A 23,969-nucleotide genomic window follows, 5' to 3' on the forward strand; every position below is an offset into this window, starting at 1 on the left:
GCATCTGGTGACGGCAGGGCCAAGTGTGAGCTTGATGCCACGTTCGGCAGCAGGCAGGCGGCGGCCGGGCACAAGGCCGGCGCCGCCTTGTGATCAGTCTTCCAGCAGGCTGCGCAGCATCCAGGCGTATTTTTCGTGCGTCTGCATGCGCTGGGTCAGCAAGTCGCAGGTCGGCTGGTCGTTGGCTTTTTCGGCGACCTTGAACAGGGCGCGCGCGGTGCGCACCACGGTGGCCTGGCCTTCCATCAGGTCGCGGATCATGTCCTTGGCGCTCGGCGTGCCGCTGGTCGGCGTGATCGAGGTCAGCGCGGCGAATTGCTGGTAGGAACCGGGCGCCAGTTCACCCAGCGCGCGGATGCGCTCGGCGATCAGGTCGACCGCCAGCCACTGCTCGTTGTACAGGGTCATGAACATGGTGTGCAGGGTCTGGAACATGGGACCGGTGACATTCCAGTGGTACTGGTGGGTCTTCAGGTACAGGGTGTAGCTGTCGGCGAGCAGGCGCGACAGGCCTTCGACGATCTGCTTGCGGTCGGCGTCGGCAATGCCGAGGTCGACCATGGGGGCGGGCGAGGTGTTGCTGTTCATGGGTAGATGCTCCTGTCTGAGGCGTTGATGGGAAAAGGGTGAAGAATAGTGGCGATTTCAGGCAAGCGCGTGCGCGGCGGCATGGATCTGGCCGACGATTTCGTAGGAATGCAGGCGAGCCTGGTGGTCGAAGATCTGCGAGGTGATCATCAGCTCGTCGGCGCCGGTGCGCTCGATGAACTGCTGCAACTGGCGCGCGACCGTCTGCGGCGCGCCGATGGCCGAGCACGACAGCACCTGGTCGAGCATGGTCCTTTCCTGCGGGCCGAGGGCGTCGAGGTAGCCGGACACGGGCGGCTGGAGGCGTCCCGGGCGGCCGCTGCGCAGGTTGACGAAGGCTTGCTGCATCGAGGTGGCCAGCAGCGCGGCCTGGTCGTCGGTATCGGCGGCGAACACGTTAAAGCCGAGCATCACGTAGGGTTTGTCGAGCTGGGCCGATGGGCGGAAGCGGGCGCGGTACAGGTCCACCGCCTGCATCATCTGGGCCGGGGCGAAGTGCGAGGCGAAGGCATACGGCAAGCCCAGCTGGGCGGCCAGCTGAGCGCCGAACAGGCTCGACCCGAGGATCCAGAGCGGCACCTTCAAGCCCGCGCCGGGCACGGCCATGACCGGGCGGCGCGGCGTGTCGGCAAAGTAATCCATCAGCTCGACCACGTCTTGCGGAAACTCGTCGGCGTCCGATTGCAGGTTGCGGCGCATGGCGCGTGCGGTGGCCTGGTCCGAGCCGGGGGCGCGCCCCAGGCCCAGGTCGATGCGGCCGGGATACAGCGACTCGAGCGTGCCGAACTGCTCGGCGATGACCAGCGGAGAGTGGTTCGGCAGCATCACGCCGCCGGCGCCGACCCGGATGGTCGAGGTGCCGCCGGCCACGTAGCCCAGCAGCACGGCGGTGGCGGCGCTGGCGATGCCGGGCATGCCATGGTGCTCGGCCAGCCAGTAGCGCTTATAGCCCCAGCGTTCGGCATGCTGCGCCAGGTCGAGCGTGTTTTGGAACGATACGCGCGCGCTGCTGCCTTGGGTGATCGGGGACAGGTCGAGTACGGAAAAGGGAATCATCATCGGTGCCTTGGGACGGTAAGGGGGCTGGCGCGGCCTCTGATTGTGCAGCGCAGTTTTACCCACATGGGGACGGGTGCGCCGTTTAAAAGGCGTGTCGTCCCCATGCCGTCCGGCATCCCACAGGGCGGGTGCGCTGTATTGACAACGCTCCGCTGCGGCCGCTTACGTCAGCCGTCCCTGGCGCGGCGCGCGTTGTGCCGGGGCGCCGCGGGCGCCTTTCACGCCGTCGAGGCGGAACACGCCCACCACCTGCGACAGGCGCGCGGCCTGGTCCTGCATGCTCGCGGCCGCGGCGGCGGCTTGCTCGACCAGCGCGGCATTCTGCTGGGTCGCCTCATCCATCTGGGCGATGGCCTGGTTGACCTGGGCGATGCCGGCGCTCTGCTCGTGGCTGGCGGCGGAAATCTCGGCCATGATGTCGGTCACGCGGCGCACGCTGGCCACCACATTGTCCATGGTGCCGCCGGCGTCGGCGACCAGCTTGTTGCCGACCGATACCTTCTCGACCGAGTCGCCGATCAGGGCCTTGATTTCCTTGGCGGCCGCGGCGCTGCGCTGGGCCAGGTTGCGCACTTCCGAGGCGACCACGGCAAACCCGCGCCCCTGTTCGCCGGCGCGCGCCGCTTCCACCGCCGCGTTCAGGGCCAGGATATTGGTCTGGAAGGCGATGCCGTCGATGACGCTGATGATGTCGACGATCTTGCGCGACGAGTCATTGATCGAGGCCATGGTGTCGACCACCTTTGCCACCACCGCGCCGCCCTGCATGGCCACGTCGGACGCGGTGGCGGCCAGCTGGTTGGCCTGGCGCGCGTTGTCCGAGTTTTGCTTGACGGTGCCGGTCAGCTCTTCGATCGACGCGGCGGTTTCTTCCAGCGAACTGGCTTGCTGCTCGGTGCGCGAAGACAGGTCGAGGTTGCCGGATGCGATCTGGCTCGATGCGGTGGCGATGGTATCGGTGCCCATGCGGACCTGCATCACGATCTTGGCCAGGTCGTCGCGCATGGTGCGGATGCCGTGCAGCAGGCTGGTGCTGTCATCGTGCTTGAGGTCGATATTGACGCTCAGGTCGCCTTCGGCGATGCTGCGCGCGATCCCGGCCGCGTAGCCCGGCTCGCCGCCGAGCTGGCGCAGCAGGCCGCGCCCGATCACCAGTCCGAGCGCGAGCAGCAGGCCGGCCAGCACCAGCGCGCCCAGCGAAAAGGTGAGCAGGCGTGCGCGGATGGTTGTGTCGACGGTATCGATGTACACGCCCGAGCCGACGATCCAGCCCCAGGGCGCGAAGCCCATGACGTATGAGACTTTTTGCACCGGAGCGTCGCTGCCCGGCTTGGGCCACATGTAGAACACCAGGCCGGCGCCGCTGGCCTTGACCGTATCGGCGAATTCGACGAAGAGCTGCTTGCCGGTCGTGTCCTTGGTGGCGCTGACGTTGGTGTTGTCGAGCGCCGGCTTGATCGGATGCATCAGCACCACCGGCGTGTGGTCCTGGACCCAGAAGTATTCGGTCTTGTTGTAGCGCAGCACCTTGATGGCGGCCAGGGCGTTTTTCTGCGCCTCGGCCTTGCTCATGCCGCCTTTTTCGGACAGGCCGTGAAAGTAGGCGACGATGCCGTGCGCCGTTTCGACCGCTTGCCGCACATTGTTTTGGCGCTCTTCCAGGATGAGGCGCTTTTCGGAGATCAGGAACAGGGCGGTCAGCACCGCGATGCCGACGATGCTGCTGATGATCAAGGTGGCGAGCTTCCTGGCGATGCTCATCGATTCGAGAAAGGGAATAGTCATGGCGACATCCTTTGCGTGCAGTCTGCGAGCCCGGCTTTCGCGCCGCGCCGCGTGATGCTGTTGAAAAGCCACCGGGCTGGCTGGCGACAGAATGCGATTGCGCTCCCGCATCGCTGCAGGCTTGCCGGCCGGCCTGGCGCGGGTGAGCGCGGCAACCCGCAGGCGGGCAGGAAGGCAAAGCGGAATCGGCGCTGCCGTCATGCCGACAATGAAATATCGATGAAAAAGATTACTTTATAGAAATGGGAGAGTCAATGACAGGATGCCGATGACCGTGCATTTGGCGCCGTTCCGTTTGAAAAGCAACAGGCCAGATGGGCATTGAATATAGATGTTGCAAATAATGTGTAATAGCAAGGTCATCCGGTGGTCACTCTGTCGTAACATAACGGCAATATTATCTTTCTTGCTTGCCCGATAGATTGTGACCAGATGATTTTCCAGGAAAGACATGCTCATGTTGTATTCCACACCAAGACCCCGTTCCATGCCGCTGGCCGCGCGCGTCCTGTTTGCCGCGCTGATGGGCGCCAGCCTGGCTGCCTGCGGCAACGACGACCCGGCCCCGCTGGCATCGGCGCCGGCGCTGCAAGATCCGCCGTCCGCGCCTGGCGCCGCCGACCCCTCGCGCGCCTGCGGCGCCAAGTCCGCCACTATGCGCTGCGCCCCATGAGCGCGGTTTCCCCCCGCGCCACCGATAGGCATTCCCGACCATGACGATGACACCCAACAGCAGACGCGCGTTCTTGCGCAAGGCCGCCAGCATCGGCGGCAGCGCCGCCGCGCTCTCCCTGTTCCCGCCCGCGATAGGCAGGGCCCTCGCGGTCGCGGCCAACAACCGCACCGGCACCATCCGGGATGTCGAGCACATCGTCATCCTGATGCAGGAAAACCGTTCCTTCGACCATTACTTCGGCACCCTGAAAGGGGTGCGCGGTTTCGGCGACCGCTTCCCGATCCCGCTGCCGGCGTCTGGCGCGATGGGCAAGCACCGGGTCTGGTACCAGCTCAACGATGCGGTGGCGGCGGCGCCGCGCGTGATCGCACCCTTCCATCTGAATACCCAGCAAAGCTTCAATGCGATGCGGGTGGCCGGCACCCCGCACAGCTGGCCGAACGCGCAGAACGCGTGGAACCACGGCATCCTGGCCAACTGGCCGGCGCACAAGCAAAACCATGCGATGGGCTATTACAAGGAAGCCGATATTCCTTTCCAGTTCGCGCTGGCCAACGCGTTTACGATTTGCGACGCCTATCACAGCTCGTTCCAGGGCGGCACCAATCCGAACCGGGTGTTTGCCTGGACCGGCGCCAACGACCCGCTCAAGCAGGGTAACGGCCCGGTGATCGGCAACAGCTACGACAGCGTCGAGCACGATCCGACCGGCGGCTACGCCTGGCTCACCTATCCGGAACGGTTGCAGGCGGCCGGCATCGGCTGGCAGGTGTACCAGAACATGGCCGACAACTTCACCGACAACCCGCTGGCGGGCTTCAAGCGCTTTCGCGATGCCTTCGCCAATGCGCCCGGGTCCGACCCGCAATTGCGCGAACGGGGCATGAGCACGCGCGACCTCGACCAGCTGAAACTCGACGTGCAGGCCGGCAAGCTGCCGCAAGTGTCGTTCATCGTCGCCACCGCCGAAGGCTCGGAGCATCCCGGGCCGTCCAGCCCGGCGCAGGGCGCCGAATACACGGCGGCCGTGCTGGACGCGCTGACCTCGAACACCGAGGTCTGGAGCAAGACCGTGCTGTTGCTGATGTTCGATGAAAACGATGGCTTTTTCGACCACGTGCCACCGCCTGCCGCGCCATCGTACGTGCAATGGCACAGCGACGCGAAGCAAGCCGTGCTCGCTGGCGCCTCGACCGTGAGCACCGTTGGCGAATACCATGAGTTCGCGACCGCCGAAACGATGGAAACGCCCGCGCTCATGCACCGCCCGTACGGCCTGGGTCCGCGCGTGCCGATGTATGTGATTTCGCCGTGGAGCAAGGGTGGCTGGGTCAACTCGCAAGTGTTCGACCACACCTCCGTCATCCGCTTCATCGAAAACCGTTTCGGCGTGATGGAACCGGGCATCACCCCGTGGCGCCGCGCCGTCTGCGGCGACCTGATGAGTGCATTCAACTTCAAGGACCCGGACGGCGCGGCCTTTTCCGGCGCCTTGCCCGATACCAAGGCGCTGGCCGCGCGCGCCCGTGCGCTGGGCGAGACCACCACCCCGGAGCTGCCGCCCTTGCCGGAACTGCCGACCCAGGCGACCGGCACCCGGCCCTCGCGTGCCTTGCCGTACGAGCTGCACGTCAGTGCGCGGGTGCATCCCGACACGGTCGACGTGGAGCTGCTGTTTTCCAACACCGGTGCGGCGGCGGCAGTGTTCCATGTGTACGACCAGAATCGCCTGACCCAGGCCCCGCGCCGCTACACGGTGGAGGCGGGCAAGGACTTGAACGGCGTCTGGCCCCTGGGCGACCAGCAGGGCATGTACGATCTGTGGGTGCTGGGGCCGAACGGCTTTCACCGCCACTTCAGCGGCACTGCGTCGCGCCAGGGGCCGCAGCCGGAAATCCAGGTCTGCTACGACATTGTCAACGGCGGTGTGTCGGCCAAACTGCGCAACAACGGCAGTGTGGCGGCGACCTTCGTGCTCAAGGCCAATGCCTACCTCGATGCGCCGGCGTGGAACGTGACGGTGGCGGCCGGTGCGCTGTCGGAGCAAGCCTGGCCGCTGTGCGATTGCGGCAACTGGTACGACTTCAGCGTGCGCGTGACGGAACTGCCCGGCTACGTGCGGCGCTTTGCCGGCAGGGTGGAAACGGGCAAGGATTCGATCAGCGACCCGGCCATGGGCGGGCTGGCGCTGGCCGGCGATTGAGCGATCACGATGCGGCGATGAAGCGACCCTGGCCGCCGCTGCCCGCGTGAGCGCGCAATGGCTCACGCAGTTGCCGCGGGTTCAAATGGATGCTTAGGGCGCCGCCGAGAACGACCCGTGCGAAGGAAACTTGGCCTTTATCCACTCGCGGTTCAGTTGCAGGGCCGTGACTATGTCCTGCGGCAAGGTGTCGAGAATCTCCGGGTCGTCGCTGGGGGTATCGGCCAGCAGGCTGGCCAAGTGGATGATGCCGCCGAGCTTGCTGAACGGATGGGCCGCCATCGGGTCCGACGAGCATTCCAGCGCGCGCACTATGGTTTCGGGAAAGTTCCAGCGCCGGCACAGCTCGGCCGTGATGTCGCCTTCGCAAAAACCCAGCAAACGCTGTTCGCGTTCCCAGCGTCCGCCCGGCAGGTGCGGCTGCAGTTCGATTTCCGCGAATGCGCCCGGCTCGGCCTGGTAGATCAGCAGTTCGCCCAGACGCACCATCATCCCGGCCAGCCAGGCATCCTGGCCATCGCTGCCCAGGCTCGACGAGAGCCACTTGGCATAGCCGGCGCAGGCCATGCTGCTTTTCCAGAATTCATCGCTGTCGAGGCCCGGCAAGTCGGGGAAGGTTTCAGCGAAGCAGGCCGCCAGGGCCAGGGTGCGCACGTGCGACATGCCGGTCATGGCGATGGCGTCGTCGAGCGAATTGACGCCGCGCGTGACGCCGAAGCGGGCGCTGTTGGCCAGGCGCATCAGCTTGGCGGTGAGCGCCGGATCGCGCGCGATGATGGAACTGATCAACTTGGCCGAGGCATCTTCATCATCGAGCGTCTTGATGAGGGCATGGGCTACTTCGGAGATCACCGGGAGTTTGACGTTCTGAAAAAATGCGGAGAGTTCGGGCATGGGGCTTCCTTTGAAGGTCAGTCGCGGCGTGGTGAACGGAGAGGCAAACGGAACGGTTTGGACAGGACAAGGGCCGCGCCGCCGGGCTGGGCCGGGAGAGTCGATGGGTGAACGGCGGTGCGATAGCGGGCAGGCATGCTTCGGATTTCCCCGGCTTGCGTTGATGATCCAGTCTACTCTGAGTAATGCCCCATGCAAACAAAATCCGACGCGTCCAGGACAGGGCGGCCAGCCTGCCATGGCGCCGGCGCCGGCGCGCGCGCGGACCATTTTCCATTTCCTCTACGGGCGACTGGCGCGCCATGCGGCTTGCGTAAAAAACAGCACGCGCGCGCCGTGCGCCGAGGGTGTTGTTTTAGCGTGCGCCGTGGGGCGGGCGATGGCCTTCGGACCGTCCACCGGGATATGTTGACAGGAGGCCATACGTCATCTATGTTCAATAGTGTTAGCTCAGCGTTCCGAAAGAGACGTTTCCCGCCTCAGGAAATTGACTATGGTCAAGGCTGTTCAGGCATCGCAGAGCAAGATTGAAGACTGCTTGGTCCCGTTCAATCACTCGGAGGCAATCGCCATGACAGCTTGCAACCCAACAGCCGCCTGCGCGCTCGCGGCACTCGTACTGGCCGGATGCGGCGGCGCGGTACACGTTCCGGACCGGAATATTTCGCTCACCGTGTTGTCGAGCAAGCCGAATGAAGTGTCCGGGGGCGATGCCCGCATTGCGGTCAGCGCGGCAGGCGACCTGCCCGGCGGGCTGACGTTCCGGCTCAACGGCCAGCGCATCGATCCGCCGATGGTGGCCGCCGGCACGCGCATGGAAGGCGTGGTGTCGGGCCTGGCCGAGGGCCGCAATACCTTGGAAGCAAGTTATACCGATCATGGGGGCAGGGAGGTATCGGCCAGGCTGGTGCTGGTCAATTACCCGGTGACCGGACCCATGTTCACCGGCCCGCAGCAGCAGCCTTTTGTGTGCCGCACCCAGGAATCGGGCCTGGGCCAGCCGCTGGTGGATAATCACGAGGGCATCGGCCATCCGGTGTTCGATGCTGCGGCAATCGATGCGCCGGGCAGGCACGTGGTAGGGTACAGCCGCTACTGCGCCATCAACACCCAGGTTCACTATTTTTACCATACCGGCGAGGGATTCAAGCCGTTCGATCCCGCCACCGGCTACACGACGCCGCCGGCGGACCTGAAAACCATCGTCCTCAATGGCGCCAGCGTGCCGTTCGTGGTGCGGGTCGAAGCCGGCACCATCAACCGCTTCGTGTACACCATCGCCATGCTGGCACCGTCCGCCGCGCGCGCCGATGCGGCGCCGCGGTTCGATACCGCGGCCTGGAACCGCAAGCTGGTGTACTGGCTGCGCGGTGGCGTGGGCATCGGCCACCAGCAGGGCACGGCAATCTGGTTCAGCGGCGGCATGCGCGGCGCCGAGCGCCAGATCATTTCCAGGATACTCGCGCAGGGGTATGCGGTGGCCAGTTCGTCCGGGAATGAAGCAGGCGTACATTACAACATGCGCCTGGCCGAGGAAACGGCCGCCATGACCAAGGAACGCTTCATCGAGGCGGTCGGCCAGCCGCTCTTCACGGTCGGCGTCGGCGGCTCGGGTGGGGCGGTGCAGCAGTATCTGTTTGCGCAAAACCGGCCAGGATTGCTGGACGCCGGCATCCCGGTGCAATCGTATCCGGACATGGTCACCCAAACGATTCCCGTGGCCGACTGCCCGCTGCTGGAACAGTATTTCAGCGAGGAGGTGGCGCTCGATCCCGCCTCACCGTGGAAGACCTGGAGCCGGCGCTCCCTGATCGAGGGCAGCAACGCCAGCGACACGGTGGTCAATCCCATCACCGACAAGCCGGGATCGAGCGAGTGCATCAACGGCTGGCAGGGCGCGGTGCCGACCGTGGTCAATCCGGTCTACAAAGACCCCCGCTATGATCTGGTGGTCCAGAATTACGGTTATCCGCCGGACGTCTTTGCCAAGGTCAAATGGACGCACTGGAACGACCTGGCCAATATCTACGGCACCGACAGCGATGGTTTTGCGCCGAATTCGCTCGATAACGTCGGCGTGCAGTACGGCTTGGGCGCGCTGGCGGCGGGGCAGATCGGCAAGGATGAATTCTTGCGCATCAATGCCTGCGTCGGCAGCTGGAAAGTGCCGTCCCAATTCGTCATGTGGGATATGGCGGCCGACCCGTTCGACGCGCGCAACATGCAGCGCAGCGCCACCTGCCGCGACCCGGGTGGCCTGCCCGCGCCACGCCGCGCGGGCGACCTGCCGGCCATGCGCGCGGCCTACACGTCGGGTCACGTGTTCACCGGGCAGCGGCTGGACATTCCGATGATCGATTTGCGACCCTACCTGGAACCGGTGCTCAATATGCACAACGCGCGCCAATCGTTTTCGGTGCGCGCGCGCCTGCTCGACACAAACCGCACGGCGGCAAAAAACCAGGTGATCTGGTTCACGACGTCCGAAGCGGACCAGCCGGCGCACGCCATCGATGCGCTGGGGGTGCTCGACCGTTACCTCAGCACGGGAAGCGCGCCGGCGCAATTTGCCGACACCTGTTTCGACGCCAGCGGCGCCGTGATCGCGGCCGGCGCGTCGGTCTGGGACGGCATCCTGAATCAACGGCCGAAAGGCGCCTGCAGCGCCGCCTTTCCCGTCTATGCGAGTCCGCGCATGGTGGCCGGCGAGTCGATCAAGGGTGATGTCTTCAAGTGCAAGCTGAAACCGGTGGCGGCGGCGCTCAGGGATGGCACCTATCCGGAAGCGGCCCGCTTCAGCGCGCGCGACAAGGAATGGCTGGAGCGGATTTTCCCGCAAGGCGTATGCGATTACCGCTTCGGCGACCAGGGCCGGCCGGCGCACTGGTGACGGCGCGGCCGGTCCCGCCGCGGCGGCGGCTTATCTGGCGCCGCTGTATTTGAACGCCAGGATCGCGCCCGGATTTTCCAGCCTGGCCGTGGGCGCGCCGCTGTCGCTGGTGCCGAGCGAACCTTCGATATCGGTCGCCACGTAGATGGTGGCGCCATCGGCGCTGACCACCACGTCGCGATACCGGTTCACCGAGCGAAACAGCGGCTCGGCGTCACCGAGCGGCAGGTGGCCGGCCGGATCGAGCCGCACGCGGTAGACGGTGCCGCGTTTCAGGCTGCCGATCAGCAGCGAATGCTCCCATCCCGGAATGGCGGCCTTGCCGCCGCCCTTGTAGTACGCGACCGAGGACGGCGCCAGCGTGGGCCAGCAGATGTAATACAGGCTGTTCTCGGCGCACACCGGGTCCTTGAAACTGGAGCTGCTGTCGACCGTGTAGAAGGTCTTGAGCGGTTCGACGAAGTCCGTATCGGACCACGACGATTCGCGCTGCACCGGCACGCCGGGCGGCACCTGGGTGCCGTTCAGGGCCGGGTCCTTGACGCCTTCGCAGCCGCCTTCGGCCGCCGAATAATTGGCGTAGGCGTAGCCGGCATCGTCCTTGCGGCCGGCCACGTTCGGCCAGCCGTAATTGCGGCCGGCCAGGATCAGATTGAGTTCATCGTCGGTATTCGGCCCCTGGTCGGTGGCGTACAGTTCTCCGGAAGGGCTGAAGGCCATGCCTTGGGTATTGCGGATGCCCCAGGCATACACATGGCTTTTCACGCCGTGGATCACCGGGTTATCGAGCGGGATGGAGCCGTCCAGGTTCAGGCGCAGGATCTTGCCGCGATAGCGGCTCCAGTCGGCGGCGCGCACCTCGGCGGCGCTCGGCAGCACCTGGGCCTGGTTCTGCACGCACAGATACCTCATCTGGTTGGCTCCCTGGTCGCCGATCGAGTAATACAGCTTGCGGTCGGGACCGAACAGCAGGCGCGCCGATTGATGGTCGTGCGAGGACGGCAAGCCTTTGATCAGGTCGGTCGGCGAGCCCAGTGTGCGGGTCTTGGCATCGTAGGTGTAGCGGCGGATCGCGGTCCGGTTGGGAAACTGGCCGCCGTCGCCGCTCGCGTAGGAGAACGATACATACACATAATCGTGGCCGCGCTTGGCGAGCAAGTCCGGATGCAGCGCCAGGCCGAGCAGGCCATCCTGCGCCTTGTCCGAGACGACCGCCTCGTCGATGGTGGCGATGACGATTTTGGTGCCGCTGTCGGGATCGACGCGCAGCACGCGCTTGCCGATCTGTTCGGTCAGCCATAACTGGCCATCCGGTCCCAGCACCATGTTGTGCGGATTGGCAAAGCCGGTGGCGACCACTTTCCTGGAAAAGCCGGGCGGCAGCGGCGCAACCCTGGCGCCGGGCGGCGGCGGCGGCTCCGCCCAGGCCGGCGTGCCGACGGTCAGCAGAAGGATGAGTGCGTGGGCAATGCCGTTCCGATTCATGTTTCCTCCGTGGGGGGCGGTTGATGTATGAACAACAATGCAATATACCTTACCTGGTGTCGGGCGCATCGGGCTGCGCTTGCGGGACCGCCTCGCCGGGTGTCGCCAGCACCTGGGTCCAGTAAATGCGGGGGCTCTCGCCCGCATGGTTGATGGCGTAGCCGGCGCCCATGTCGGTATATTGCGCATCCATCACGTTGGCGCAGTGGCCCGGGCTGCCCAGCCATCCGGCGACCACGTCGTCGGCCGAGTCCTGGCCGACCGCGATGTTTTCGCCGATGCGGCGCCAGCGATAGCCGGCTTCGAGCGCGCGTTGGTCCACCATGCGGCCATCCTTGCCCGTGTGGCTGAAGTAGTGTTGCCTGGCCATGTCGCCGCTATGGCCCAGCGCCGTGCTGGCCAGCTCCTCGTTCCAGGCCAGCGGCGGCGCGGCTTCGAATGCTTGCGTGCCGCAGTTGCGGGCGCTGGCGCGAGCCCGGTTGACCGCTTCCAGGATGCGCTGCCCGGCTTCGCGCGGCGGCGGCAGGCGCGAGGCGGCCGAGGGCGGGGCCGGGCGGGCGAACACGATCATCCAGCTATCCCCGGTGCGGCGCGCACCGATCTCGGAAAACTGCGTGCTCAATAGCGTCTTGCAATAGCTGCGTTCGAGGCTGGCCAGGACCCGGGCGGGATCGGACACGCCGGCCACGAACATCGCGTCCGCTTGCGCCACCGGATAGCCGGCGCGCCCGATCGCCTTGTCGAGCAAGACGCCGGGAGGCAGCTGGACCCTGGACAAGGCCGGATGCGGCACCAGCCGCGCGACCGGCCCCATGGAGCGGCCCTGGCAGGTGTGCGGGGCGGCGCGGTAGGCGTTGATCAGCTCGATGAGCGTGGTGCCCTGCTGGGCGCTGGCCGGCAGTGCGGCAAGGAGCAGGCTGGCGGCCAGCCAGCGCAGCCGGGTGCGGATGGATCCCTGCGGCGGTGCGGTGTGGGGAGCGAGGGTCGTCATGGCGGCGATTCTAACAGCGCCCGCCGCGCGGGTCGATTTGGCCGATTCCCGGGCAGTGGGGCCCGCATATTTGCTATGCTAGCGTTTTTCCACCGGCCGGCGCGTGTGCGCGGGCCGGCGAACCTCATTTACGGAGTAGTGCATATGGCCTCGTTGCAAGAGCAGTTTTTGAAAGCCGGCCTGGTCGACAAAAACAAGGTCAAACAGGCCCACCAGGACAAGAGCAAGCAGAAGAAGGTCGAGCGCCGCACCGGCATCGAGACCGTCGATGAAGCGCGCCTGGCCGCCCTCGAAACCCAGCGCAAGAACGCCGAGCGGGCGCGCGAACTCAATGCCCAGCGCGACGCGGCCGCGAACGAGAAAGCGATCGGCGCGCAGATCACCCAGATGGTGCAGAAGAATCGCCAGAGCAAGGGCAATGGCGACATCGCCTACAACTTCACGCACAACAACAAGATCGAGCGTTTCTATGTGTCGGCCGCAGTGCAGGCGCACCTGGTGGCCGGTCGCCTGGTGATCGTTCGCCAGGGCGATTCCACCGAACTGGTGCCGCGCGTGATTGCCGATAAAATCGCCGAGCGCGATGCTTCCATCGTGGTGCGCGTGAATAAAACCAGCACCGAAGTCGATGCGGACGATCCGTACGCGGCGTTCCAGATTCCCGATGACCTGATGTGGTAGCGGGGTGCGGCGCGTCGTTCAGGGCGCGCGGGCCGGTTCCGCGCGGCCCGAAAAACGGGCACGGTACTGCAGCGGATTGACGCCGAAATTGCGCAAAAATACCCGGCGCAAGGTTTGTTCTTCGGCGTAGCCGATCTTCAGGCAGATGGCTTTCAGGGGCAGGGTGCTCGATTCCAGCGCGCGGCAAGCCGCTTCCATGCGGATCGCCTCGACGGTCTTGGCCGGCGTGCGGCCCACCGTGGCGGTGTAGACGCGCACGAAGGTGCGCAGCGACATGTTGGCCATCTCCGCCAGCCGCGCCACGCCGAGATCCTGATCGATGTGGCTGGCGATCCAGGAATGCAGGCTGGCGAAATTGCCGTCGTCGCGCGCTTGCGTGGCCAGCGGCACGCTGAATTGCGATTGTCCGCCGGCGCGCTTGATGAACATCACCAGCTGGCGCGCGGTCTGGATCGCGATCTGGTGGCCATGGTCCGCTTCGATCAGGGCCAGGCTCATGTCGATGCCGGCGGTGACGCCGGCCGAGGTCCACAGCGCGCCATCCTGGATGAACAGGGCATCCGGGTCGACCCGTACCTGCGGGTGGCGCTGCTGGAGGCGATCGGCCCAGGCCCAGTGCGTGGCCACGCGGCGTCCGTCCAGGTGGCCGGTGGCGGCCAGCACAAACGCCCCGGTGCACACCGAGCATACGCGCCGCACGCCGGCTGCGCGGCCGGCGATCCAGGCCGCCAGTTGCGGACAGACGGAAAATTCCTCGCCCTTGCAGCCGCCCGCGACGATCAAGGTATCGATATCGGTTCCGTCCAGGGTGGCCAGCGTCCGCGTGTCGACCGCCAGGCCGGCGCTGGACATGACGCTGCCGCCGCCGACGGAGGCGACCACGGTTTCATACAGCGTTTGCGCGCCGGCGCCCTCGCCAAGCCGGTTGGCCGTGGCGAACGCCTGCAGCGGGCCGGCCAGGTCGAGCAGGTTCATGTCCTCGTAAGCGAGAAAGACAATGCGCCGCGTGGTCGGACCGGACATGGGGGTTCCTTATTCAGGCAGTAGGAAGAGGCGCATTATCGCCCCTGCCATGGATACTCCGCTTCCAGCACGACGAAACGGGCGGCCGCCGCGCCGTAGCGGGTGGTGATGTCGTCCAGCGCTTTATCGAGCACCAGCGCCGACGGCGTGGAGTCGAACCCGGGCAGGATCGACTCGGGCTGCTTGCCCCGGCCGGCGACCATGTCGGGAACCAGCATCAAGCCGTTGCGCGTCCTGACCGGAGAGTCGGACTGCGCAAGCGCGTGGACGCGCGCGCGCAGGGTGGCGGTATAGGCGTCGGCGGTGAGCGAGAGCGCCAGTTCGTCCACGCCGTCGGCCACGGGAATGCCGATATCCTGGGTTGGACGCAGAAAATACGAGATGACGGCCGTCACGCGGTCGCCGAAGGTGATGCGGAAAGAGTCGCTGCTGTGGGCGCTGCCCCAGTTGCCGACGCCGAGCTGCGTGGCCACGACGCGCGCGCGTTCGCTGCCGCCAATGGCTTCGACCAGTGCCAGGGCGGTCGGAATGGCGGCGCTGATGCCGGCGCTCGATACGATTTTTCCATCGGCGACATAGCGCGTGTTCTTCAGCCAGACCGTCTCCGGAAAGGCCGCCACGCGCGACTGGTGGGTGCTCCAGTGGCCGGTCGCGCGGTGGCCGCGCGTCAGGCCGGCCTTGGCCAGCACGATCGACCCATTGCAAATGCTGACCATGGTCGCGCCTTTCGCCGCCTGGGCGCCAACCCAGGCCAGCAGGGCCGGATCGCCGCTCTTGTTCATGGCGGGGACGACGACGTAATCGGCGCCGTCGGGATAGCGCTGGTCGAACTGGGCGACGGTATTGTCCGGGGCGATTTTCAATGGCGGCAGTTGCAGCAGGCCGGCTTGGGTGGCCACGCTGACGACGTCGGCGACACCGGATTGGGCAAGCACGCCGTAAGGGAGCACGAAGTCGGACATCACCGTGCCGCTGTTTTCGCCAAGGACCGCGATGACAGGGCGGGTACGCCCGAAACGCGGCGCGTAGGCGTCGATTTTTTCGCCGGGCCGGACCTCGGTCACGGCCGCTGCCACCACGGGCGTGCCCTGCTGGGCGGAGGCGGGCGCCGTCAAGGCGAGGGAGGCAAGTGCGATGAGCACCAAGCGCGTGAATCCAGTCATGTTTGAAACTCCTGTCAGGCCATCGGTAAAGTCGCGGAACGCCGGCGCGGACGTCAACGCCGGCGGGTAGCAGGGCCATCTTACGAGGAGGTGGTTTTGGCGTAAATGACAAAATACAGTCAATTCACGCCACGAGCGGCATGGACGCGCGGGTGCGGCGTCGCCACAGGGGCACCGGCCGGTGCGGAGTATCGGTTTCGAAACAAAAACGCCAACCTGCATGGGTTGGCGTTTCGCTTGCCGCTACGGCGGTCAAGACCATCCCCGCCGCAGCGGGGGATGGCGGGGATTACTTGGCGGCCGGGGTCGCGGCTGCAGCGACAACCGGTGCCGCTGCTGGCGCGCTGGCGGCTTTTTCCGCTGGCATGGCTTCTTTGGCTGCCTTGGCTTGTTTCGCTGCCTTGGCGTGGGCCTTGCCGGACTTCTTGTGGGTTTTTACTTCGGTCTTGGTGGTGGTGACTTCTTCCTTGGCACCCGGAGTAACCGTGGTTTCCTTGGTTTCGGTCTTGACCACCTGCGCGTCCTTGACATCGGTCTTCACGACCTTGGTTTCCTTCGATTCGGTCTTGACGACGTGCGCTTCGGTTTTTACCGCTGGCGCAGCTGCGGCGGCAGGAGCAGGAGCTTGAGCGAAAGCAGCGGTAGCGAACAGGCCGGTGATCAGGGTAGCGATAATTTTGGTCATGATGTGATTTCCTTAGAATTGGTATAAACGGTTTATTTTGTTTGTGTGAAGCGTCTTGCTTACTTGCTTGCCTGCGGAGCCGGCTTGGCGGCTTCGGTGGCGGTCTTGATGTCCTGGGCTGGTGCTTTGACTGCGGCTTTGGTATCAACCTTTACTTCAGCCTTCGCTACCGGTGTTGCTGGTGCCGGGGCCGGGGCCGGGGACTGAGCGAATGCGGCGCTGGCGAACAATCCGACGGTCAGGGTAGCGATTACTTTTTTCATGGTCAGTCCTTTTTCTGGGTTGAGGTTCGGTGCACATTTGCCGTGTCACTGAGCTGAAAACGCCGCCCGCAACCAAGGCGTTGACGGCCTTTACACGCGCTTACAAGTTGCGCTAATTGCTTACAACTCGGCAGCTGCCGTCAAACAGAGCGTGGCAAGCGATTGTGCGGCCACCGGTGCGGTCCGGAATCAGGGTAGCGAGGGAGTGGACTGCTGCCATTTGCCTATCCGACGAAAGGATCGTCTTGAACATCCGCTTGATGGGACTCATGGCTGCCATGGCAATCGGTTGTAGCGCGGGAGCGGATGCGCAGCCGAATCCGACCAGCGTGTACACCGACATCGCCGGCAAGTCGTGCCAGAAATCGGTCGATGACAAGGTCTGTGGCGCCTACACATTGACCTGTCCCGGCGTGGGCAAGTACCGCCTGCACATCCTCGACGACGACGGACGCAATTCGATTGACATCGTGAGCCCGGATGCGAGGATTTTTTCGCTCAATTACTGGGACGTCGTCACTCCTGGATTTTCCACCCTCGGCAAAAAAGCTGAATGGCGGGTTGCCAACATCGCTGGGAAGTCGGTTCCGGTGGCCTTGATCGTGCGCCTGAGCGTGATGGATCAAAGCGACCCGGAGCGCCCGAAGCGGCGTGCGGTCCTTGTGGTGGCGCGCATCGGCAAGGACACGGCCTGTGTGGTGGACGTGGTCGATGCGGCATCCGCCGCCGCCAATGCCGCGGCCAGGGCCGCCGCCGATCGTCCAGCGCAAGCCTGTTTGAAGTCCGTTGCGCCTTGGTCGGTTCGCTAGCGCAGGACCAAGCCCTTGCCGGCACGGACACGACGCCGCGCACGGGAGCGCCAGTCACGCGCCATCATGACGCATGCGCGGCGTGCCGCATGACGGCCGCTTGCCACAGCGGTTCACCCGCAGCGGGCATGCCGGCAAGCGTGAGCAGCGAGTCGATGTAATCGGCGTATCCAGGATCGGCCAGTTCCTTGACCAGAGCCAGGTTCAGCAGGGCAAACGCGGCATGCCAGCCATCGCCTTCCTGGCCTGGCCGGCGCAGTGCGAGTGCCGGATTGAACTGGTAGCGCCCGGTCGACAAGCGTTTGAACAGGCGCCGGTTATACGCATAGTCGCGGTTGACCTCGTTGCGCGCCAGGACGCCCGAGATAAAGGCGCGCTTGCCGCGTTCCGGCGCCAGCACCGTGGGCGGCCACTTTTCGTAGGCGGCCAGCAGCATGCCGGCGTCGAAGCTGCCGCGCTCGCTGGCATCGGCCCGGCCGAAGCAGGACTTGAAGAGCACCCACATGGTCTGGAACAGCAGATACTCGGATTGACGGCGGTCGATGCGCACCAGGCGGTCACCGGCCATGACGTCGATGCTGGGCGGCGCCACCAACTGGTAGACGGCGCCGAACGGGCCGCTGGCGTAGGCATTGTCGCGCAGGGCGGTGGCCATGGCCCAGTGCAGCGCGTTGCGGCCCAGGTGATCGGTGGCGGACAGGTCGGCGCCGCGCGCCAGCAATGCCTCGATGAGGGGGACGTTGCCGGCCGCCGCCGCCGCCATCAGGGGCGTCTGGTTCATCGGCGTGCGATGCTCGACGCCATGCTTGTCGCACAGCCGCAGCACATCCTTGATGTTGCGCGCGAAATAGGGCATGTAATGGCGCCGCCCGAGCGTGGCGCCGAGCTTGCGGAAGTTGTAGGCCTGCTCGTAGCCGGCACAGCGCGCCAGCACGTCGGCCAGGACGGATTCATCGAAACAGGCGGCATACTCGTACAGCTGGCTCTTGTGCTTGCTGCCGGGGGCGCGCTCGCAAAATACCTTGGCCAGGCTCTCGCGCAGCCTGGCTTCGCCGAACACCGGCCAGGGCACCGGGGTGCTCTTGAGGATCAGGCGCTCGATCGCGTCGGCTTGCTCCTGCTTGCCCTGCAAGGCCAGCTTGCGCGCTTCTTTTTGCCAGTCTTCCAGGCTGGACGCGGGCGTATCGGGCTTGGGCGCGGCGCCCGCCTGCGCGATATCGAGCAAGCGCAACAGCGGATGCGCGGTATCCGATTCGATCAGATACACATGGCGAATCGCCCGGGTCAAGGCCACATACAGGGCATTGACATAGAACTTGTAGATTTCGAGCGACTTGTCGGACTTGTCCCTGGCACGGCTGTACTGCAGATCGTCGCTGGCGATGTCGGCCGCGCTGATGCCGTCGGCGATGTCGCCGAAGCGGGCCCGTTTGTCGGAGATGAAACGGAACAGCACGATGCTGTCGTACTCGAGGCCCTTGGCTTCGTGCACCGAAAAGATCAGCGGCGTGTCGAAGTGTTTCTTCGCTTCCTCCTTGTCTTCGTCGCGCAGTACCAGCACCGCACAGCGGGTGGAGCGGCGCGTCTGCGCGTTCAGGTCGCGCGGCGCGCTATCGCTGTCGGCCAGCAGGCTGACCGTGCCCGCTTCCTGGTTGACGGCGTCGACCAGGAAATTGCTCTCCCGATCGATCGAGCCGAAGCGCCGGTGCTTGATTTTCAGGAGCGCGTTGGCTACCCGCGTGACTTGCGTGCCGTTCCTGAAATTGGTGCGCAACACCTGCAACTGCTGGCGCTCGGCCAGTTCAGGGTCGCGCCAGAACAGGGATTTGACTTTGCTCCAGGAGAAAAAATTCGGGTGCACGATCTGGTTCGAGTCGCCGCACAGCAGGAACTGGCCCGGTTTCTTGAGCGCCTGGAGCACCAGCGCCAGTTGCGCCACGGTCAGATCCTGCACCTCGTCGACCACCACGAAGTCGTAGCGCGCCTGCACTTCGGCGCGCCAGTCGTGCGCCACCAGGTTCAGGTCAAACAGCCCGGCCTGCTGTAGCCACGCGCGGTAGCGCTCGAACAGATCGTACAGGGTATCGCGCTCGGCCGCGCCGAAGATCGACTGGCGCGTGCCGAGGGCGCGGTATTGCTCGCGCGTGAGCACGCCGGCGGCATCGGCCGCGAGCACGCCACGGATTTCCTCGAATGCCTGATGGGCGTCGATGGCCTTCCATTGCTGGCGCATGCGCGCGAACCAAGCGGAAAAATCGCGCCAGGTGGCTTCGCGGCCGCGCGGGACCCGCACCGATTCGAGAAACTCGCGGTAGGACAGGAAGGTCGCTTCCTGACCGCTCTGCTCGAAGCCGTCGGCGTAATACAGATCGCGCGCGGACTGCGCCAGGTAGGCCGAGTGGGTCACGTACAGGACCTCGCCCTCGGCCTGCTTCATCTTTTCGAGCGTCAGCGCGGTCTTGCCGCTGCCGGCGCTGCCGACGATGACCAGGGGCGCGTTTTGCATGTACACGGCGTGCTGCGCATCGTCGAACGACATCACCTTGTCGAGCCAGTGCACCTGGCGCCGTTGCGGATGCAGATAGGGGATGGGCGCTGCCTGCGCGATTGCTTCGGCGGTGTCGGCCGTGGCGATGGCGCTCTCGTCGATCCGGGCTCCACGCAGGAAGCGCGACTTGTCGTAGTCGTGCTGTTCGATCACTTCTAGCAGCAGCGCGTAGACTTCGCCGTGGTAGCGGATGGTGGAGAACAGCAGGCGGTCGGCGTAGTCGAGCTTGGCGCGATAGATCCTGGCGTGGGTCAGATTGGTCAATTTCTTGACATCGATCGCGCGAAAGTCGTCGCGTTCGATGGCCTGGCGCACCTTGTCGTAGTGGGCTTTGTTGCGCGGCGGGCAAAAGTTGCTGTATTCGAGGATTTTCATGGGTGGCGCGCTCGTAGCGACGTTTCGGTGGCGGTATTTTAGGCGAGACGAGCGCCTGTGAGGCGCGGAAATTCGCGCGAAGGCGCAGGGGCGGGGCGGACCCAGGGGCATCCGCAGCGCGACCGGGCCAGTGGCGCCGGGTGCCGAAGTCGCTGTTGCGTGATGTAGCGTACGGACGAGGCCGGTTTTCCACGGCATTCTGGACACATCGACATCGCACACATTAACGGGAGAGAAAATCATGGGTAAATATGTCATTGGATGGATGCTGGGAGTGCCGACCGTCGTGCTGGTGGTTCTGTATTTCCTTTTTCACTGAGGGGACCGCCCCCGGCCTGAAAGCCGGACCGGGCGCGGCCAGTCCGTGCCGCTGCAAACGACGATGCCACCCTCGGGTGGCTTTTTTTCGTCTGCGCAAGAAGGCGCGATTGCGCGCCGGCGGGAACAACAGCGCCGTAAACGGGTCTTATGCAGCAAGTGCATGCGCTGGCGCCGCCCGCTTGCGGCGATAATAGCGCCAATTTTTCGCTAACCGACATCCCCATGCAAATCCCTTATTTCGACCAGGCCGACATTCTTAACAATATAGACGACGCAACCTGCAAGCGCGGCAGCGACTATTTCCGGCGTGGGAAGGTACAGGCCTGCCACGTCAACGGGGAAGACATCGAGGGGGTGGTCGACGGCAGCGGCCGCTATGTGTATGAGCAAACGGTCTATGTGAGCGACGATGGCGGGGTGATGATCGACGGCAGTTGCACTTGTCCCATGGAATACAATTGCAAGCATGTGGTCGCTGTGCTGTATGCCTACCTGGAACAACAGGCGGTCCAGGTCCCCTCCGGCGCCGCCCTTCCCTACGCCAGCTCGGCCTGGCTCGACCGTCTGGTCCAGGCTACCAGCTTGCCGCAGCGCGAGGAGGCGGCGGACAAGGCGGCGTCGCAGCTGGTCTTTGTATTCGTCCCCGGCAAGCAGGGCGAGCTTGAGCTGGTGGTGTGCCGCTCGCGTGCGCGCCCCGGCGGCGGCTACACCAGCGCCACCGCGATCAGCCATTGCTACGAGCTGGCCGTCGACGCTTCCGGCGCGCGCCAGCGGGCCCTGGTCCGCCTGTTCCTCGCCCTGCGTCCCGATGGCGACAGCTACGGCACGGTGGCACAGCCGCGCGAGGCGCTGGGCGCGCAGTTGCTCTCTCAATTGCTGGACGAGGGCCTGCTGCTGCAGGCCGGCTCGCGCAAGGAACTCAAGGGCAAGCTGCGGCCGCTGGTACGCGGTGCGCGCCGCGCCGCCGCGCTGGCCTGGCGCCCCGAGAACAAGGTCATGCGCCTGGTATGGGAAGCCGAAGGCGGCGCCATCGGCACGATCCTCCCGACCGATCCGCCCATGTATCTCCACGACGGCCAACTGGGCGAACTCGAGATGCCGGCCGCGCTGCGCGCGCTGCCCGCCGCGACCTTGCTGGACATGGTGAAGCAGGCGCCCCAGGTCGAGGCGGTGCAAGCGGTCCGCCTCGCCGCCGAGATGCAAGCCTTGCAGCTGGACCGCCTGATGCCGCTCCCGCCGGCCATGGGATTGACGGTGCGCGTGGATATCCGTCCGACCCCCTATCTTTTGCTGGGCAGCATGGAGCAGAGCATCCATGGCGGCCGTGAATCGGCCTGGCACGACTACGCGGTGCTGGCCTTCGACTACGATGGCAAGCGGGCCTCGGTCGATGCCAGCCAGGTGCTGATGCGCACCACGGCCAGCGGCAGCGAGCGCATCGAGCGCGACCATCACGCCGAGGCGCTCGCCCACGCCACCCTGGCAGGCTACGGCTTCCAGGGCAGCAGCGCGCCGGCGCTGGAGCGTTTCTTCGGCGCCATGGAACTGGCCAGCACCGACGCCTGGCTGGCCTTCGGGCGCAGCGGCTTGCCGGCCCTGCGCGAGCAGGGCTGGCTGCTGGAACTGGCGCCCAGCTTCCGCTTCGACGTGCGCCAGATCGACGACTGGTACGCCGACGTCGAGCAGGGCGGCGAAGGCAACGCCTGGTTCGAGCTGGAACTGGGGATCGTGGTCGACGGCGAGCGCGTTCCCCTGCTGCCGATCCTGTTGCAACTGATCCGCGGCGCGCCCGCGCAGTTCGATGCGCAGGCGATGGCGGCCCATGCCGACGACGAGGTATTGATGGCGCGCCTGCCCGGCGGCGGCCGCGTGGGCCTGCCCTGGAGCCGCATCCGGCCCATCCTGGCCACCTTGGGGGAGTTGTATTTCCTCGAACGCGTCGGTAACGCCATCCGCCTGCCCAGCCTGGACGCGGCCCGCCTGGCCGAGCTCGAGGCCAGCGCCCGGCTGCGCTGGATGGGCGGCGAGACCTTGCGCGTCCTCGGCCGGCGCCTGGCCGGATTTGGCGGTGTGCAGGCGGTGGCGCCGCCGCGCGGCCTGCAAGCGACCTTGCGCACTTATCAGCAGGAAGGCCTGGCGTGGATGCAGTTTCTGCGCGAATATGGCCTGGCGGGCATTCTGGCCGACGACATGGGCCTGGGCAAGACCATCCAGACCTTGTCCCACATCCTGCTGGAAAAGGAGGCCGGACGGCTGGACCGCCCGGCCCTGGTGGTGGCGCCTACCAGCCTGATGGGCAACTGGCAGGAAGAGGCGGCCCGCTTCGCGCCGGCGCTGCGCGTGCTGCTGCTGCATGGACCCGACCGCGCCGCGCGCTTCGACTCCATGGGCAGCCATGACCTGGTGCTGACCACCTACGCGCTGCTGGCGCGCGACGAAGCGGCCTTGCTGGGGCAGGAGTTCCACTTGCTGATCCTCGACGAATCGCAATACATCAAGAACCACCGCAGCAAGGCGGCCGAGACGGCCACCCTGCTGCGCGCGCGCCATCGCCTTTGCCTGACCGGTACGCCGCTGCAAAACCACCTGGGCGAACTGTGGTCGCAATTCCATTTCCTGCTGCCCGGCTTGCTGGGCGACGAAAAGCAATTCAACAGCGACTTCCGCAAGCCCGTGGAGCGCGACGGCGATGCCGGGCGCAACGCTTTCCTGACGCGCCGCATCAAGCCATTCCTGCTGCGCCGCACCAAGGACCATGTGGCCAAGGAATTGCCGGCCAAGACAGAAATGCTCAGGGAAGTCACCCTGGCCGGCGCCCAGCGCGACCTGTACGAGACGGTGCGCCTGGCGATGGACAAGAAGGTGCGCGCGGCGATTGCCAGCAAGGGTGTGGCGCGCAGCCAGATCGTCATCCTGGAAGCCTTGCTCAAGCTGCGCCAGGTGTGCTGCGATCCGCGCCTGGTGAGCCTGGCCGGCGGACGCAAGAGCGGCGCGCAGTCGGCCAAGCTGGCCGAGCTGACCGTCATGCTGGACGAGTTGCTCGACGAGGGCCGCAAGATCCTGGTGTTTTCGCAATTTACCAGCATGCTGGCGCTGATCGAGGACGAGCTGCGCGCGCGCAAGATCGGCTATGCCTTGCTGACCGGCGACACCAAGGACCGCAGCGCCCAGGTGGCGGCGTTCCAGAGCGGGGCGGTGCCGGTCTTCCTGATCAGCTTGAAGGCGGGCGGCGTGGGCCTGAACCTGACGGCGGCCGACACGGTGATCCATTACGATCCCTGGTGGAACCCGGCGGTGGAGAACCAGGCGACCGACCGCGCCTGGCGCATCGGCCAGGACAAGCCGGTCTTCGTCTACAAACTCATCGCCAAGGCCACGCTGGAGGAAAAAATCCAGGAGATGCAGCAAAGGAAGGCCGCGCTGGCAAGCGCGGTGCTCAGTGGCGGCGATACCGAGGGCTTGCAGATCACCCAGGACGACCTGCAGGCCATCTTCGCGCCCTTGAGCGCGCAGGCGGCGCCGGCCTGAGA

General features: G+C 65.6%; 17 protein-coding genes. 6 read left to right on the forward strand and 11 right to left on the reverse strand.

Going from position 1 to position 23,969, the window contains the following annotated elements; all coding sequences use genetic code 11:
* Positions 1 to 93: 93 nt before the first annotated feature.
* From IV454_RS12015 to IV454_RS12025, 3 genes are all read right to left on the reverse strand, one after another.
* A complete protein-coding gene (locus IV454_RS12015) occupies positions 94 to 588 on the reverse strand; it encodes a Dps family protein (protein WP_054266102.1) in 495 nt (164 codons plus the stop codon).
* 57 nt (positions 589 to 645) lie between these two features.
* On the reverse strand, positions 646 to 1,644 hold the full coding sequence (locus tag IV454_RS12020) for an LLM class flavin-dependent oxidoreductase (protein ID WP_206092646.1): 999 nt from the start codon (positions 1,642 to 1,644) through the stop codon (positions 646 to 648).
* A gap of 165 nt (positions 1,645 to 1,809) precedes the next feature.
* Entirely contained in the window at positions 1,810 to 3,432 is a 1,623-nt protein-coding gene (locus tag IV454_RS12025) for a methyl-accepting chemotaxis protein (RefSeq protein WP_229522202.1), read from the reverse strand.
* Positions 3,433 to 3,883: 451 nt separating this feature from the next.
* Here IV454_RS12025 and IV454_RS12030 point away from each other — a divergent pair, with 451 nt between their 5' ends.
* Together IV454_RS12030 and IV454_RS12035 are read left to right on the forward strand one after the other, a co-directional pair.
* Positions 3,884 to 4,105, forward strand: a complete 222-nt coding sequence (locus IV454_RS12030; RefSeq protein WP_206091642.1) for a hypothetical protein — start codon at positions 3,884 to 3,886, stop codon at positions 4,103 to 4,105.
* A 46-nt stretch (positions 4,106 to 4,151) separates the two neighbouring features.
* Complete coding sequence (locus tag IV454_RS12035) at positions 4,152 to 6,311, forward strand: phosphocholine-specific phospholipase C (RefSeq protein WP_206092648.1); 2,160 nt, start codon at positions 4,152 to 4,154, stop codon at positions 6,309 to 6,311.
* Positions 6,312 to 6,404: 93 nt separating this feature from the next.
* On the opposite strand, the gene IV454_RS12040 is transcribed toward IV454_RS12035, so the two are convergent.
* Positions 6,405 to 7,205 carry an HDOD domain-containing protein gene (locus IV454_RS12040; RefSeq protein ID WP_206091643.1) on the reverse strand — a complete coding sequence of 267 codons (801 nt, stop codon included), beginning with the start codon at positions 7,203 to 7,205 and terminating at the stop codon, positions 6,405 to 6,407.
* A 571-nt stretch (positions 7,206 to 7,776) separates the two neighbouring features.
* Between IV454_RS12040 and IV454_RS12045 the strand changes: the two genes are divergently transcribed.
* Positions 7,777 to 10,095: a DUF6351 family protein gene (locus IV454_RS12045; protein WP_206091644.1), complete on the forward strand. Its 2,319-nt coding sequence runs from the start codon at positions 7,777 to 7,779 to the stop codon at positions 10,093 to 10,095.
* Between the two features lie 30 nt (positions 10,096 to 10,125).
* Here the strand turns inward: IV454_RS12045 and IV454_RS12050 are convergent, their stop codons facing one another.
* Both IV454_RS12050 and IV454_RS12055 read right to left on the reverse strand, forming a co-directional pair.
* A complete protein-coding gene (locus IV454_RS12050; RefSeq protein ID WP_206091645.1) occupies positions 10,126 to 11,580 on the reverse strand; it encodes a glucose/sorbosone family PQQ-dependent dehydrogenase in 1,455 nt (484 codons plus the stop codon).
* A 49-nt stretch (positions 11,581 to 11,629) separates the two neighbouring features.
* Positions 11,630 to 12,571 carry a CAP domain-containing protein gene (locus IV454_RS12055; RefSeq protein WP_206091646.1) on the reverse strand — a complete coding sequence of 314 codons (942 nt, stop codon included), beginning with the start codon at positions 12,569 to 12,571 and terminating at the stop codon, positions 11,630 to 11,632.
* A gap of 144 nt (positions 12,572 to 12,715) precedes the next feature.
* Between IV454_RS12055 and IV454_RS12060 the strand changes: the two genes are divergently transcribed.
* The gene (locus IV454_RS12060) at positions 12,716 to 13,252 is read left to right on the forward strand and encodes a DUF2058 domain-containing protein (protein ID WP_206091647.1); all 537 of its coding nucleotides are present in this window, start codon (positions 12,716 to 12,718) and stop codon (positions 13,250 to 13,252) included.
* An 18-nt stretch (positions 13,253 to 13,270) separates the two neighbouring features.
* Here IV454_RS12060 and IV454_RS12065 read toward each other — a convergent pair whose 3' ends face one another.
* From IV454_RS12065 to IV454_RS12080, 4 genes are all read right to left on the reverse strand, one after another.
* Entirely contained in the window at positions 13,271 to 14,275 is a 1,005-nt protein-coding gene (locus IV454_RS12065) for a GlxA family transcriptional regulator (protein ID WP_206091648.1), read from the reverse strand.
* Positions 14,276 to 14,310: 35 nt separating this feature from the next.
* Positions 14,311 to 15,438 carry a DJ-1/PfpI family protein gene (locus IV454_RS12070; RefSeq protein WP_206091649.1) on the reverse strand — a complete coding sequence of 376 codons (1,128 nt, stop codon included), beginning with the start codon at positions 15,436 to 15,438 and terminating at the stop codon, positions 14,311 to 14,313.
* Between the two features lie 289 nt (positions 15,439 to 15,727).
* The gene (locus IV454_RS12075; RefSeq protein ID WP_206091650.1) at positions 15,728 to 16,123 is read right to left on the reverse strand and encodes a hypothetical protein; all 396 of its coding nucleotides are present in this window, start codon (positions 16,121 to 16,123) and stop codon (positions 15,728 to 15,730) included.
* Positions 16,124 to 16,182: 59 nt separating this feature from the next.
* Positions 16,183 to 16,386 (reverse strand): hypothetical protein, encoded by a 204-nt coding sequence (locus IV454_RS12080; RefSeq protein ID WP_206092945.1) that lies wholly within the window; start codon positions 16,384 to 16,386, stop codon positions 16,183 to 16,185.
* A gap of 245 nt (positions 16,387 to 16,631) precedes the next feature.
* Here IV454_RS12080 and IV454_RS12085 point away from each other — a divergent pair, with 245 nt between their 5' ends.
* Positions 16,632 to 17,195, forward strand: coding sequence for a hypothetical protein (locus tag IV454_RS12085; RefSeq protein ID WP_206091651.1), 564 nt, complete (start codon positions 16,632 to 16,634; stop codon positions 17,193 to 17,195).
* Positions 17,196 to 17,259: 64 nt separating this feature from the next.
* On the opposite strand, the gene IV454_RS12090 is transcribed toward IV454_RS12085, so the two are convergent.
* Positions 17,260 to 20,118: a UvrD-helicase domain-containing protein gene (locus IV454_RS12090; protein WP_206091652.1), complete on the reverse strand. Its 2,859-nt coding sequence runs from the start codon at positions 20,116 to 20,118 to the stop codon at positions 17,260 to 17,262.
* A gap of 543 nt (positions 20,119 to 20,661) precedes the next feature.
* Between IV454_RS12090 and IV454_RS12095 the strand changes: the two genes are divergently transcribed.
* Complete coding sequence (locus tag IV454_RS12095; protein ID WP_206091653.1) at positions 20,662 to 23,967, forward strand: DEAD/DEAH box helicase; 3,306 nt, start codon at positions 20,662 to 20,664, stop codon at positions 23,965 to 23,967.
* Positions 23,968 to 23,969: the final 2 nt, after the last annotated feature.

It is taken from the genome of Massilia antarctica (assembly GCF_015689335.1).
GTDB classification, from domain to species: domain Bacteria; phylum Pseudomonadota; class Gammaproteobacteria; order Burkholderiales; family Burkholderiaceae_D; genus Telluria_A; species Telluria_A antarctica.